Here is a 13,442-nt window from a genome sequence, read left to right as displayed (position 1 = left end):
GAATCCTCCCCTTCCAACACGAACACCCCACAAGGAGCCTCACCATGCCACGCCAATTCGTCGACCTGTCGATCTTCCTGGAGAACGACGTGATGTCCGACCCGCCGGCCTTCGCGCCGAAGATCCAGTACTTCACGCACGAGCAGACCTACGAGCAGATCGAGCCCTTCTTTCCGGGCCTGAAGAAAGAAGACCTGCCCGACGGCGAAGGCTGGGCGGTGGAGCTGGTGCAGCTGTCGACGCACAACGGCACGCACCTGGACGCGCCCTACCACTTCCACTCGACCATGGACAAGGCGCTGGGCGAGAAGAAGCCCGCCATCGCCATCCACGACGTGCCGCTCGAATGGTGCTTCCAGCCCGGCGTGAAGCTCGACTTTCGCCACTTCGCCGACGGCTACGTGGTGACGGCCGATGACGTCGAAGCCGAGCTCAAGCGCATCGGCCACACGCTGAGCCCGCTGGAGATCGTGGTGATCAACACGCGCGCCGGCTCGCGCTACGGCAACCCCGACTACGTGTCGGCCGGCGCGGGCATGGGCTACGAAGCGACGATGTACCTGCTGGAGCGCGGCGTGCGCCTCACGGGCACCGACGCCTGGAGCTGGGACGCGCCCTTCGTGCACACCGCGAAGAAGTACGGCGAGACGCAGGACGCCTCGCTCATCTGGGAAGGCCACAAGGCCGGGCGCGACATCGGCTACTGCCACATCGAGAAGCTGCACAACCTCGAGGTGCTGCCGCCCACGGGCTTCTTCATCAGCTGCTTTCCGCACAAGATCCGCGGCGCGTCGGCGGGGTGGACGCGCGCCGTCGCGATCTTCGACGACGCATTGATGGCCTCCGTGTGAGGACCGGCGCATGAGCATCACCCTCAACCACACGCACGACGTTCACGCACGCAGCTGGGTCGAATCGGCGAACGCGGCGGGCAGCGACTTTCCGGTCCAGAACCTGCCGCATGCGGTGTTCCGCCGCGTGGGCGGCGGCGAGGCATTTCGCGGCGGCGTGGCCATCGGCGACCAGGTGCTCGACCTGGCGGCGCTGGCCACGCGCCAGCAACTGGACGGCCCGGCGCTCGATGCGGCGCGGGCCGCGGCGCTGCCGGCATTGAACGACTTCTTCGCCCTCGGCGCCGGCGCATGGAAGGCGCTGCGCCACGCGCTGTTCGACCTGCTGAAGAACGACGCCCCCGTGGCCACCGTGCAGGCGGTGCGCGAATGCCTGGTGCCGCAGGCCGAGGTCGAATACGCCGTGCCCGCGCGCATCGGCGACTACACCGACTTCTACACCTCGATCGACCACGCGCTGAACATCAGCCGCCTGATGAACCCCGACGGCGACGTGACGCCCAACTTCCGCTGGATTCCGACCGCGTACCACGGGCGGGTGTCGACCATCGGCGTGAGCGGCCAGCGCTTTCACCGGCCGATGGGCCAGGCCATGGCCCCCGGCGCGAAGGCGCCCACCTACCAGGCCTGCGCGCGGCTCGACTACGAGCTGGAGCTGGGCGTGTGGATCGGCACCGGCAATGCGCAGGGCGAGCAGATTCCGCTGGAGCGCGCGGGCGATCACATCTTCGGCATCTGCCTGCTCAACGACTGGTCGGCGCGCGACATCCAGTTCTGGGAAATGGCGCCGCTCGGGCCCTTCCAGGCGAAGAACTTCGCGACCACGATCTCGCCGTGGATCGTGACGATGGAAGCGCTCGCGCCCTACCGCCAGGCCTGGACCCGGCCGGCCAACGAGCCCCAGCCGCTGGCCTACCTGGAGGACGCGGGCAACCGCGAGAGCGGCGCGCTCGACATCCGGCTCGAGGTCTGGCTCGAGAGCGAGAGGGCACGCAAGGAGAAGACGGGCCCGTCGCGCCTGTCGTCCACCAGCTTCAGGCACCAGTACTGGAGCGTCGCGCAGATGGTGACGCACCACACGGTGGGCGGCTGCAGCCTGAACCCCGGCGACCTGTTCGGCAGCGGCACGATCTCGGGGCCCGGCCCCGGCGAGGCCGGCGCCATCATCGAGCTGGCGCGCGCGGCGCAAAGCCCGGTGACGCTGGCCAACGGCGAACAGCGCGGCTTCCTGGAAGACGGCGACGCGGTGCTGCTGCGCGGCTTGTGCGAAAAACCGGGGCACGCGCGCATCGGCTTCGGCGAGAGCCGCGGCACGGTGTTGCCGGCCAGGGGTTGACGACGGCGTAAACACTATTTACAGTCCGCTTCCTTCGCGCATTCGAGCGCCTGCAAACAAACCCGCACCTCCACCGGACGCCTCATCGTGAATCCCGCATCGGTCATCGCCCTCCCCTGCATCGCCCTCCCTACAGAGGGCGGCGAGGTCGCATGCGGCATGGACCATGCCAACGGCCTGCAGCAGCACACGGCCCGTCACGCCGCACCGGGCGGAGGCAGCGCATAGCGCGCAGCGCTCCCGCACTCTTTCAAAAGAGGCCCGGACACCGAATGGTTCCGGGCCTTTTTTCTTTTCGTCACCGTCAACGCATCCACGCATTCATCACAGGGAGAAAACAAACCATGCGCAAACTGGCCACCGTCCGCAACGTCGACGCCGTCCGCCCCATCGCCGGGGCCGACGCGATCGAATGCGCCATCGTCGAAGGCTGGAGCGTCGTCATCAAGAAGGGAGAGTTCGCCGCCGGCGACCGCTGCGTCTTCTTCGAGATCGACGCGTTCCTGCCGCTGGACGATCCGCGCTTCGGCTTCCTCGAGAAGTCCGCGATCACCTGGAACGAACAGCGCGGCGTGCGGCTTCGCACGATGAAGCTGCGCGGGCAGATCTCGCAGGGGCTGATCCTGCCGCTGTCGCAATTCACCGAGATCGATGCGCTCGCGCTGGCCGACCCGGCGCTGCGCCAGCACGACTGGGCTGAGCTGTTCGGCATCGGCAAATGGGAGCCGGTGATCCCGGCCTGCCTGTCAGGCGAGGTGGAAGGCGCGTTTCCGGACTTCATCGCCAAGACCGACCAGGAGCGCATCCAGAACCTGCCGGCGGTGTTCGCCGCGAGCGACGGACTCGCGTTCGAAGTCACGGTGAAGCTCGACGGATCGAGCATGACCGTGTTCCACAACGCGGGTAACGCGGGCACGTCAGGCGTGTGCGGACGCAACTGGCAGCTGCGCGAAACTCCGGGCAACAGCCTGTGGCGCGTGGCGCGGGAAGACCGCCTGCTGGAAGCGCTGGCGACGCTGGGCCGCAACGTGGCGCTGCAGGGCGAGATCGTCGGCGAGGGCATCCAGGGCAACCCGGAGAAGCTGCGCGGGCAGCAGTTCCACGTGTTCGATGTGTTCGACATCGACCGCGGCAGCCACTGCGGGAGGGACGAGCGCAACGCCGTCGTCGATGCGCTGCGCGTGCTGGGCGCGACGGTGCGCACCGTGCCGCTGCTGGAAGTGACCACGCTCGAACGCTTCCGCGCGTCGATGGACGAGGTGCTGGCGTACGCCGAAGGGCCGTCGCTGAACCCGGCGACCTCACGCGAGGGGGTGGTGTTCAAGCGGCTGGACGGCGGGCTGTCGTTCAAGGCGATCTCGAACCGCTACCTGCTGAAGCACTCGGACCGCTGAAGCCATCCGAAGCGCCAACGAAAAAGGCCACCCTTGTGAGGTGGCCTTTTCGTACTATCTGGAGCGGGAGAAGAGTCTCGAACTCTCGACCTCAACCTTGGCAAGGTTGCGCTCTACCAACTGAGCTACTCCCGCGGAGCCTCAGATTATAGGGTGCATTTTTCCCCTTTTTCAGAATTCGGGAAAAAAAGTTTTCATCACACGCCGAACACCAGCGACCGGTGCATCGACACGCCGGCCATCAGCCCGTCCGCCGAGGCCAGCGTGGCGTTCGAGAACGCCATCGCCAGATCACCCGCCGCGTAGACGCCGGGCACCGTGGTCATCTTCATGGCGTCGACGCGCAGCAGCTTGCCGCTCGGGCCGTCGTCGAAGGCGCAGCCGAGCTGCTCGCCCAGCGGGCTGGCTGGGCGCGTGTGCGGCGCCACGAACAGTGCCTCGATCGGCACAAGCCTGCCGTCGTCGATGCGCACGCCGGCCAGGTCCGTACCCTGCCCCTCCAAGCCGGCGATGCGCCCCGGCTCGACAGCCACGCCGCGCGCCTGCAGCCGGGCGCGCGCCTCGGCATCGGGGCCTTCGGCGCCGTTCAGGAACAGCGTGGTCGGGCCCCACTCGGCGATCAACATGGCGTGGTCCGGCGGATGCCCGCTGTGGAACAGCACGCCCAACGGGCGATCGCCGAACTCGTAGCCGTGGCAGTACGGGCAGTGCAGCACGCTCTTGCCCCAGCGCTCGCCGATGCCCGCAATGTCGGGCAGGCCGTCCTGCACGCCGAAGGCCAGGAGCAGCTTGCTCGCCGACAGCTGTTCGCCGTTGCCGAGAGAGACCGTGAACCCGTCGCCGCCGTCGGCCTTCACCGCCGACACGCTGGCCTCGATGAACTCGACCGACGGGTACGCGAGCAGCTTGTCGCGCGCGTCGGCAATCATCTTCAGCGGCGGCATGCCGTCCTGCCCGAAGAAGCCGTGCGAGGCGGCGGCGAAGCGGTTGCGCGGCGCGCCCGCGTCGACCACGCACACCTTCCTTCGCGCGCGGGCGAGCTGCATGGCAGCGGAAAGGCCGGCAAAGCTGCCGCCCACGACCAAAGCGTCATAGCGCATGTTCAATGTCCTTCAAGGTGAAACCGCCGCCCGTCATGCGGCGATGAAAGTCTTTGGATAGATCGGCCAGCGTGATGCTGTTGAAACGCCGCAGCAGCAACGCCTGGGCCTCCTCGCACACGCCGTCGAGCGCGGCGTTCACGGCCTGCTCGACGATGCAGCCCGGGCTCTCGGTGCGGTTGCCCATGGCCAGCAGCGCGGGCGCGCCGACGGCGTTGTGGATGTCGCCCAGCGTCACCGCCGCCAGCGAGCACGACAGCACCCAGCCGCCGCCATGGCCCTTGGCCGATGTGACGAACCCCGCTTGCCGCAGGCCCGCCATGACGCGGCGCACGACGACCGGGTTGGTATGCATCGCGGCCGCGAGCGACTCGGAGGTGACGGGGCCGTCCATCTCGGCCATGTGCAGCAGCACGTGGAGGACGCCTGAAAGCTTGCTGTCTCGTTTCATGCAACATTATTAGTTGCATGAGTTTTCCATGGCACGCCGAAGGGTCTTTAGGGCTTGCGAATTCCGCGCCGCTTGTCACGGCACAGGCGAGAGAATCGGTCCCGCCATGACGCCCACCCCGACCACCCTGCTCGACGCCGCCCTGCGCGGCGTGCTGCTGGCCTTGCTGCTCGTGCTGGCGCTGGTGCTCGGGCGCGACCGCCCTCGCCTGGCGGCGGCGCGCGCGGGTGCGCTGCTCGCGCTCGGCCTGTGCGTGCAGGTCATCGGCGCGACGCCGCTGTTCGAGGCGCTCGTGCCGCGCGGGTGGCAGGCGCCGTTCGTCGCGGTGTCCGTCGGCAATGCGGTGCTTTTCTGGGTGTTCGTGCAGGCCTTGTTCGACGACGACTTCATGTTGCGGCCGCTGCATGTCGCCGCCTGGGTGGCGGTGGCAGTGGTGGCGGCGCTCAACTGCGCGGTGGTCGCGGGCAGCGCCTCGGTGCTGGCGCCGGTGACGCTGGGCGTGCAGCGCGCGGTGCCGCTGGTGTTTGCGGTGCTGGCCGCGATGGCGGCGGCGTCGCAGTGGCGCGCGGACCTGGTCGAGGGGCGGCGCCGGCTGCGCGTGTTCATCGTGGTGACGGGCGTCGGCTACAGCGTGGGCATGCTGCTCGTTCGGCTGGCGTCGCCGCACGGGCAGCTGTCGGACCTGTCGGCGACGGCGGACGCGGCGATGCTGCTGCTGATCGTCGCGGTGGTGGCCTGGCGGATGCTGCGGCTGGCGGGGTCGGAGCTGTTTCCGGCCGCCCAGGCGCCGGTCGCGATGCCAGCGATGCCGGCGATGGCGGTGGTGGCGGTGGTGGCGGCAGACGCGCCACTGGAAGAAGAAAAGCTGGAAGAAGAAAGCACCGCCGCACCGGCTCCCGCCGAAGCACCGCAGCCCGCACCCGAGCCCCAGCCCCAGCCCCAGCCCAAACCCGAACCCGAACCCGAACCCGCGCCGCGCCCGGAATCCGAGCAAGCCCCCGCCCCTGCCCCCGCCGAAGACCGCCTCACCGAATCCCTCCGGCACGCCATGGCCGTCGAGCGCGTCTACCGCAGCGAAGACCTCAGCATCGCCAGCCTCGCCGCCCGGCTGTGCGTGCCCGAATACCGGCTGCGCCGCGTCATCAACCAGCGCCTGGGCCACCGCAACTTCAACGCCTTCGTCAACGGCTTCCGGCTGGCCGAGGCGATGGCGGCGCTGGCCGATCCGTCGAAGCGCGAGCTGCCGGTGCTGACCGTTGCGCTGACCGCCGGCTTCCAGTCGATCGGCCCGTTCAACCGCGCCTTCAAGGCCGCCACGGGCCTCACGCCCACCGAATTCCGCAAAGAGAAGCTGGCCGAATCCTGAAATTGCTGGCCGAAAGCCGCGATGGCGGGTTTCGGCCAGACGCGGCCGGCACCGCGCGGCATCGTCCCAGTCGCCGGGGGCATGGGCCCTCGATGACAAGGAGTCCGATGCCAAGACGTCTGTATTTCATCATCTGCCTGCTGGCGCTGTGGTCCGGCTGGGTGCACGCTGCAACGGCCGCCGTGACAGCTATGGGGCTGGCGGAAATTCCCGCCGCGCCGGGCGACGGCCCGGTCACGGTGTTCTATGCGTCCAGCGACCCGGCCCGGCCCACACAGCGCGCCCGTTTCACGCTCGACGTGGCGGTGCAGGGTGCGCCGGTGCGCGGCAACGGCCGGCTGGTCGTGGTCTCGCACGGTTCGGGCGGTGCGCCGTGGGTGCATGCGGACCTGGCGCGCAGCCTGGTCGACGCGGGCTTCACCGTGGCCATGCCAGAGCACAAGGCCGACAACTACAAGGACGACGGCAACCCCGGCCCCGACAGCTGGGCCATGCGCCCGGCCGAGGTGTCGCGCGCCATCGATGCGGTGGCCCGCGACGCGCGCTTCGCGCCGCTGCTGCAACTCGACAAGGTCGGCATGTACGGCATGTCGGCGGGCGGCCACACGGCGCTGAGCCTCGCGGGCGGGCGCTGGTCGCCGGCCGGCTTCAAGCAGCATTGCGAGGCGAACCTGGTGGCCGATTTCCAGTCCTGCGTCGGGCTCATCACGCGGCTGACCGGCGGGCCCTTCGACGGGCTCAAGAAATGGGCGGCGCTGCTCGTCATTCGCCACCGCTTCGACGACGCCGCCTGGCGCACGCACACCGACCCGCGCATTACCGCCATCGTGGCGGGCGTGCCCTCGTCGGCCGATTTCGACATGGCCTCGCTGGCCGCGCCGCGCGTGCCGCTCGGGCTCATCACCGCGCAGCAAGACCGCTGGCTGGTGCCGCGCTTCCACAGCGACCGGGTGCTGGCGGCCTGCCTGCCGCGCTGCGAACGCGTCGCCGACATGCCGGCCGGCGGCCACGGCGCGCTGCTGTCGCCGCCGCCGCCAGGCCTCACGGGGCTGATCGGCGACATGCTCAACGACCCGCCGGGCTTCGACCGCGCGGGTGTCATGTCGGAAGTGAACCGCAAGACAACGGTGTTCTTCAGCACCCATCTGCTGCCTTTTTCCGCCGAAGCGGATGCGCGCCCCTAACGTCCGAGCGCCCGGTTTCGCCGACAGCCGAGTCCCACACGCGCGGGCGACAGTGGCGCACATGGCGACAGATGACGGCCCGGCCATGGTTGCACCCGGACCGATCGAACCCCGGTCGGTCCTTGAATCGTGACCATGCTACGAAAGGAACAGTCACCCATGAAGCAACAACAACACAACCGCATCCTCATCGGCGCCGTGCTCGCAGGCCTGCTGGCCATCGGCGGAGCAGCCCAGGCGCAAGGCGTCGGGGTCGGCGTCGGGGTCAATGCCGACGTGAACGCATCGGGCGCAGGCACACGCGGCAATGCGGGTGCGGCGACCGGCGCAAATGCCGGGGCCAATGCGAATACAGGAAGTGCAGCCGGCGGTGCCACCAGCGGCGCGGGCAATGCGGTCGGCGGCGTGCTGGGCGGTGCCACGGGCGCTGTCGGCGGTGCCACCAATGCCGTGGGTGGCGTGACCAACACCGTGGGTGGCACGCTCAACGGCGCCACCGGCGCGGTCGGCTCGGCCGGCAGCGCGGTGAAGGCACCAGCCGCGGGCGTGAAGGCCAACGGCAAGGCGCAGGGCTCGGGTGCGGTCGACCTGAAGAAGTAAGCAGGCACCCGTCACCCGTGAAAAGGCCCGCAGCGCTTGCGCGTTGCGGGCCTTTTTTCATTGGCGCGGCAAGCTCAGCAGGCCGGCTTGAGCTTGAACAGGCTGGTGACTTCCACGTCGAGCACCGGCAGTTCGCGCTGGTTGAACAGCTGCCAGCGCCAGCGCAGGATGCCCAGCGTGGGCCGCTTCTCGGAGCGGCGCACCTCGATCACGTCGGCCACCAGCCGCAGCGCATCGCCGGGCCGCACCGGGTTCGGCCAGCGCACGTGTTCGAGCCCCGGCGACGCGAACGATTCGGAGCCGGCCAGCACCGCATCGACCACCAGCCGCATCGCGATGGAACACGTGTGCCACCCACTGGCGATGAGCCCGCCGAACGGGCTTTGCGCCGCGGCCTGCGCGTCGGTATGGAACCACTGCGGGTCGTAGGCCCGCGCGAATTGCACGAGTTCAGCCTCGGTGAGCACGTAGGGCCCGGCCTCGATGACCTGGCCCGCATGGAAGTCGGCGAACTGCATCCGCCGCAGCTTAGTACGTTTCGAGGTGCAGGCGGCCTTCGCGCTTCAGGGCGGCGCCGACGGTGTCCCAGTCGAGCCCCGCGTCCTTGGCCACGTCGCGCAGTGCCAGCACCACGCCCTCTTCCATGCTCTTCAGGCCGCACACGTAGAAGTGGCTGCTGCCGTCCTTCAGCAGCGCGGCCAGGTCGGCGGCGCGCTCGCGCATCATGTCCTGCACGTAGCGCCTGGGTTGGCCCGGCGTGCGCGAGAAGGCGAGGTTGATGTCGATGAAGTCCTTGGGCAGCGACTGCAGCGGCCCGAAGTACGGCAGCTCCTGCTGCGTGCGCGCGCCGAAGAACAGCATCAGCTTGCCGCCTTCGAACTTGCCGCTCTTGCGCAGCCGGCGGCGCCACTCGGTCATGGCGCGCATGGGGGCGCTGCCGGTGCCGGTGCAGATCATCACGATGTTCGACTTGGGGTGGTTCGGCATCAGGAACGACGAGCCGAAGGGGCCCACCACCTGCACCGTGTCGCCCACCTTCAGGTCGCACACGAAGTTGGAGCACACGCCGCGCACCGGGTCGCCCTCGTGGTCTTCGGTCACGCGCTTCACGGTCAGCGACACGTTGTTGTAGCCGGGCCGCTCGCCGTTGCGCGGGCTGGCCACCGAGTACTGGCGCGCATGGTGGCGCTTGCCGATGGCGTCCACGCCCGGCGGCACGATGCCGATCGACTGGCCTTCCAGCACCGGGAACGGCACCACGCCGAAGTCGAGCACGATGTGGTGGGTCTCGCTGTCGAAACCCGCCTCGGTGCAGTTGAAGTTGCCCACCACGGTGGCCGTGGTCGGGGTCTTCGGCGGAAACAGATTCGTGTACGCGTGGGCGGCCGACCAGGGCGGCACGCTGGCGCCGTACTGCGCGGAATTGAAGACCGGCTCGCTCGCCTCGGCGGCGGCCTGGGCCTGGGTTTGCGCGGGTGCCTCGGCCGCATCGGCGGCGCTGGCGGACACGCCGGCGGCCTCGAGCTCCTCGGGCGAGAGTTCTTCCGGCAGCGATTCCCAGGTGAGCTGTTCCTCGATGGAATACGCGCGCACCAGCGGCATCGTGCGCCAGTTGTCGATCGAGCCCGTGGGGCACGGCGAGATGCAGGCCATGCAGCCGTTGCAGGTGTCCGCGCGCACGACGTAGTTGTTGTCGTCGTGCGTGATCGCGTTCACGGGGCAGATGGCCTCGCAGGTGTTGCAGCGGATGCAGATCTCGGGGTCGATCAGGTGCTGCTTGATGACTCCGGCTTCAACGGCCATGTCCATTTCGTTCTCTCCTGAAGCCCTCCCCTTTCGGGGAGGGTTGGGTGGGGGCATGCGGCGCTTGTCGTGGTCACGCCGCTTGCCCCCATCCCAGCCTTCCCCCGGAGGGGGAAGGAGCAATGCCCAAATACCAATCAGCCGAAGCGCACGTACTCGAAGTCCACCGGCTGGCGATTGATGCCCATCACCGGCGGCGAAATCCAGCCGGCGAACTTGCCCGGCTCCACCACGCGGCCCATCAACGATGCCACGAAAGCGAAGTCTTCGGAACTCGGCAGCCATTCGTCGCGCTTGGCGGCCCATTCGATCTCGTTCACCACGCGGCCGTCCGGCGACATCTTGATGCCGGCGAGCGCGCCGATCTGGCGGTTGAAGGCCTTGTGCGGCACGGTCAGGCGCGTCGGGATGCCGGCCTTTTCCAGCACCTTGTTCCAGCGGCCCACGCCGGCCACCGAGTCCTTGATGAAGTCGTCGCGCAGCACTTCGTTCAGCGCGTTGAGCATCGGCACGTCCTTCTCGACGAGCTGGCCGTCGCGCACTTCCAGCACCTTGTAGGTCTGGCCCTTGAGCACGTGGTCGTCGTCGCGCTTGCCTTCTTCGTAGCGGCCCTTCAGGCCCGAGCTGTAGAAGATGGCGGCGTTGCTCGACTGGTCGGCGCCAAACAGGTCGATGGTCACGCTGTAGTGGAAGTTCAGGTAGCGCTGGATGGTGCCCAGGTCGATGCAGCCGGCCGCGCGGATCTTCTGCGCGTCGTCGGTCTTCAGCTCGTTCATCACCTGCGCGGTGCGGGCGATGACGCGCGACACGCCGCTCTCGCCCACGAACATGTGGTGCGCCTCTTCGGTCAGCATGAACTTGGTGGTGCGCGCGAGCGGATCGAACGCGCTCTCGGCCAGCGCGGCCAGCTGGAACTTGCCGTCGCGGTCGGTGAAGTACGTGAACATGAAGAACGCCAGCCAGTCGGGCGTCTTCTCGTTGAAGGCACCCAGGATGCGCGGGTTGTTCGCGTCGCCCGAGGTGCGCTGCAGCAGCGCGTCGGCTTCTTCGCGGCCGTCGCGGCCGAAGTGCTTCTGCAGCAGGTAGACCATGGCCCACAGGTGGCGGCCTTCTTCGACGTTGATCTGGAACAGGTTGCGCAGGTCGTACATGCTGGGCGCGGTCAGGCCCAGGTGGCGCTGCTGCTCGACCGAGGCGGGCTCGGTGTCGCCCTGCGTCACGATGATGCGGCGCAGGTTAGCGCGGTGTTCGCCGGGCACGTCCTGCCAGGCCTTCTCGCCCTTGTGGTCGCCGAAATGAATTTCGCGGTTGGCATCGCCCGGGTTCAGGAAGATGCCCCAGCGGTAGTCGCGCATCTTCACGTGGCCGAACTGGGCCCAGCCTTGCGGGTCGACGCTCACGGCCGTGCGCAGGTACACGTCGTGGTTGGTGGAGCCTTCGGGGCCCACGTCGTCCCACCAGTTGATGAAGTTGGGCTGCCAGCCTTCGAGCGCGCGCTGCAGCGTGCGGTCTTCGCCGAGGTTGACGTTGTTGGGGATCTTCTCGCCGTAGTTGATCGTGCTCATCGTTGTTCCTTGGGTTGTTCGGACTGCGGTTGTCTTCAGACGCGGTTCAGATCGAAGCCGGCCTTCTCGCCGGTGCCATAGACCTTGAGCGCACCCTTTTCGCCGACGGCGTTGGGGCGGTTGAAGATCCAGTTCTGCCAGGCGGTGAGCCGGCCGAAGATGCGGGTGTTCATGTTCTCCTTGCTCGCGAAGCGCAGGTTGGCTTCCAGGCCGGTGAGGGCGTCGGGCGACATGGCGGCACGCTCCTCGATGGCGATGCGGATCTCGTCGTTCCAGTCGATGTCGTCGGGCGCGGCGGTCACCAGACCCAGCTTCACGGCCTGGTCGGCGTCGAGTGCGTTGCCGGCGGCCGCGCGCGCGGCTTCCAGCGGCGCGGCTTCTTCGTAGAAGCGGCGTTGCAGGCGGCTCTGGTCGTTCACCATCGGGAAGTAGCCGAAGTTGGCATCGCCCAGCGTGAGCCTGGGTGCGCGGTCGGCATCGTCGGGCAGCGCCAGCATGTAGGTGCGGTCGGCGGCAAAGGCCAGTTCGGCCAGCGTGCCGGCAAAGCACGAGCCGGCTTCCACCAGCGCGAACAGGCTGCGCGAGGACACGTCGAGGCGCGCCAGCGTGCGGCGCAGCGCGCCGATGGTCTCGCGCACCAGCCAGTGGTCCTTGTTGGCGAACATCACGGCGTCCGACGCCAGCACGGCGGCGGCGTCGCCTTCGGTCTTGAGCAGCCAGGTGCCCGTGTCGAGTTCGTTGGTGCGCAGGTTGAGGATGGCGTCGTCGAGTTCGCGGCACATCGCCAGCGGCCACCAGGCGGCGCCCGCGGCTTCGATGGCGGCCACGTCGGCCGGCTGCGTGCCGGTGGGGGCCTTGATGGTGATGGTGGCGGTGCGCTTGCTGCGGTCGATCTGCACGTTCACGTGGCCGTAGGCAATGCCGTCGGCGCTGTCGGTGCGCTCCAGGCGGGTCAGCGCCACGCCCTTGCCGTTGGCCGGGCGGTCGCTGCCGGCGGCCAGTTGCGAGGCACGCTCCTGCACAGCGGCGGGGAACTGCGCGGGCTTGGCCACGGCATCCACCAGGCGCCAGTCGACCGCGCGCTGGCCGCGCACGCCTTCCACGCTGGTGCAGAAGATGTCGGCGAGGTCATGGCGCACGCGGCGCTTGTCGGTCACGCGCGTCAGGCCGCCGGTGCCGGGCAGCACGCCGAGCAGCGGTACTTCCGGCAGCGACACGGCCGAGGAGCGGTCGTCCACCAGCAGGATCTCGTCGCAGGCCAGGGCCAGCTCGTAGCCGCCGCCGGCGCAGGCGCCGTTCACGGCCGCGAGGAACTTCAGGCCCGAATGCTTGGAGGTGTCTTCGATGCCGTTGCGGGTCTCGTTGGTGAACTTGCAGAAGTTCACTTTCCAGGCGTGGCTGGAGACGCCGAGCATGAAGATGTTGGCGCCCGAACAGAAGATGCGGTCCTTGCCGCTGGTGACGATCACGCTGCGCACTTCGGGGTGCTCGAAGCGCACGCGGTTGAGCGCGTCGTTCAGTTCGATGTCCACGCCCAGGTCGTAGCTGTTGAGCTTGAGCTTGTAGCCGGGGCGAATGCCGCCGTCTTCCGCGATGTCGAGCACGAGGCGGGCAATGGCGCCGTCGAAGCTCAGGGACCAGTGGCGGTATTGGCCGGGTGCTGTGCGGTAGTCGACGCGCGGGGGCGCCTGGAGCGTGGTGGTGTCGGTCATGCGGAGTCTCCTGTGGGGGCTGTGTTCGGAAACCGTGAACAGGAAAGATAATGCACTTTCTTGCTCCGATGACATGCATC

Annotated in this window: 12 protein-coding genes and 1 tRNA gene; 6 read left to right on the top strand and 7 right to left on the bottom strand. The window is 68.5% G+C overall.

Annotated features, from left to right (window positions below; translation table 11 throughout):
- The first annotated feature begins 44 nt into the window (after window positions 1-44).
- The 3 genes from BM004_RS33935 (at window position 45) to BM004_RS33925 (ending at window position 3,581) form a co-directional block, all read left to right on the top strand.
- Window positions 45-851 (top strand): cyclase family protein, encoded by an 807-nt coding sequence (locus BM004_RS33935; protein WP_093134557.1) that lies wholly within the window; start codon window positions 45-47, stop codon window positions 849-851.
- Between the two features lie 10 nt (window positions 852-861).
- Entirely contained in the window at window positions 862-2,187 is a 1,326-nt protein-coding gene (gene fahA, locus BM004_RS33930) for a fumarylacetoacetase (protein ID WP_093220118.1), read from the top strand.
- Window positions 2,188-2,531: 344 nt separating this feature from the next.
- Window positions 2,532-3,581: an RNA ligase (ATP) gene (locus BM004_RS33925; RefSeq protein WP_177206697.1), complete on the top strand. Its 1,050-nt coding sequence runs from the start codon at window positions 2,532-2,534 to the stop codon at window positions 3,579-3,581.
- Between the two features lie 59 nt (window positions 3,582-3,640).
- Here the strand turns inward: BM004_RS33925 and BM004_RS33920 are convergent.
- The 3 genes from BM004_RS33920 to BM004_RS33910 form a co-directional block, all read right to left on the bottom strand.
- Window positions 3,641-3,716, bottom strand: a tRNA-Gly gene (locus tag BM004_RS33920).
- Between the two features lie 62 nt (window positions 3,717-3,778).
- Window positions 3,779-4,681 carry an NAD(P)/FAD-dependent oxidoreductase gene (locus BM004_RS33915; RefSeq protein ID WP_093220111.1) on the bottom strand — a complete coding sequence of 301 codons (903 nt, stop codon included), beginning with the start codon at window positions 4,679-4,681 and terminating at the stop codon, window positions 3,779-3,781.
- Entirely contained in the window at window positions 4,671-5,132 is a 462-nt protein-coding gene (locus BM004_RS33910; protein ID WP_093220108.1) for an RrF2 family transcriptional regulator, read from the bottom strand. The genes BM004_RS33915 and BM004_RS33910 overlap by 11 nt, the downstream gene beginning before the upstream one ends.
- A 106-nt stretch (window positions 5,133-5,238) precedes the next feature.
- Between BM004_RS33910 and BM004_RS33905 the strand changes: the two genes are divergently transcribed.
- From BM004_RS33905 to BM004_RS33895, 3 genes are all read left to right on the top strand, one after another.
- On the top strand, window positions 5,239-6,498 hold the full coding sequence (locus tag BM004_RS33905; RefSeq protein ID WP_093220106.1) for a helix-turn-helix domain-containing protein: 1,260 nt from the start codon (window positions 5,239-5,241) through the stop codon (window positions 6,496-6,498).
- Between the two features lie 107 nt (window positions 6,499-6,605).
- Window positions 6,606-7,682: an alpha/beta hydrolase family protein gene (locus BM004_RS33900; protein WP_371271179.1), complete on the top strand. Its 1,077-nt coding sequence runs from the start codon at window positions 6,606-6,608 to the stop codon at window positions 7,680-7,682.
- A 159-nt stretch (window positions 7,683-7,841) separates the two neighbouring features.
- Window positions 7,842-8,282, top strand: a complete 441-nt coding sequence (locus tag BM004_RS33895; RefSeq protein WP_093220103.1) for an adhesin — start codon at window positions 7,842-7,844, stop codon at window positions 8,280-8,282.
- A 74-nt stretch (window positions 8,283-8,356) separates the two neighbouring features.
- On the opposite strand, the gene BM004_RS33890 is transcribed toward BM004_RS33895, so the two are convergent.
- The 4 genes from BM004_RS33890 to boxC all read right to left on the bottom strand — a co-directional run bounded on the left by BM004_RS33890 (window position 8,357) and on the right by boxC (window position 13,362).
- Window positions 8,357-8,800 carry a MaoC family dehydratase gene (locus tag BM004_RS33890; protein WP_093134538.1) on the bottom strand — a complete coding sequence of 148 codons (444 nt, stop codon included), beginning with the start codon at window positions 8,798-8,800 and terminating at the stop codon, window positions 8,357-8,359.
- A gap of 10 nt (window positions 8,801-8,810) precedes the next feature.
- Window positions 8,811-10,091, bottom strand: a complete 1,281-nt coding sequence (gene boxA / locus BM004_RS33885; RefSeq protein ID WP_093220100.1) for a benzoyl-CoA 2,3-epoxidase subunit BoxA — start codon at window positions 10,089-10,091, stop codon at window positions 8,811-8,813.
- A 131-nt stretch (window positions 10,092-10,222) separates the two neighbouring features.
- Window positions 10,223-11,650 carry a benzoyl-CoA 2,3-epoxidase subunit BoxB gene (boxB, locus tag BM004_RS33880; protein WP_093134532.1) on the bottom strand — a complete coding sequence of 476 codons (1,428 nt, stop codon included), beginning with the start codon at window positions 11,648-11,650 and terminating at the stop codon, window positions 10,223-10,225.
- A 35-nt stretch (window positions 11,651-11,685) separates the two neighbouring features.
- A complete protein-coding gene (gene boxC / locus BM004_RS33875) occupies window positions 11,686-13,362 on the bottom strand; it encodes a 2,3-epoxybenzoyl-CoA dihydrolase (RefSeq protein WP_093220098.1) in 1,677 nt (558 codons plus the stop codon).
- Between the last annotated feature and the right edge of the window lie 80 nt (window positions 13,363-13,442).

The organism is Variovorax sp. OK212 (assembly GCF_900112425.1).
GTDB lineage: Bacteria > Pseudomonadota > Gammaproteobacteria > Burkholderiales > Burkholderiaceae_C > Variovorax.
Note: the sequence above shows the minus strand (reverse complement) of the source record. Positions and strands in the feature narration are given on the sequence as shown.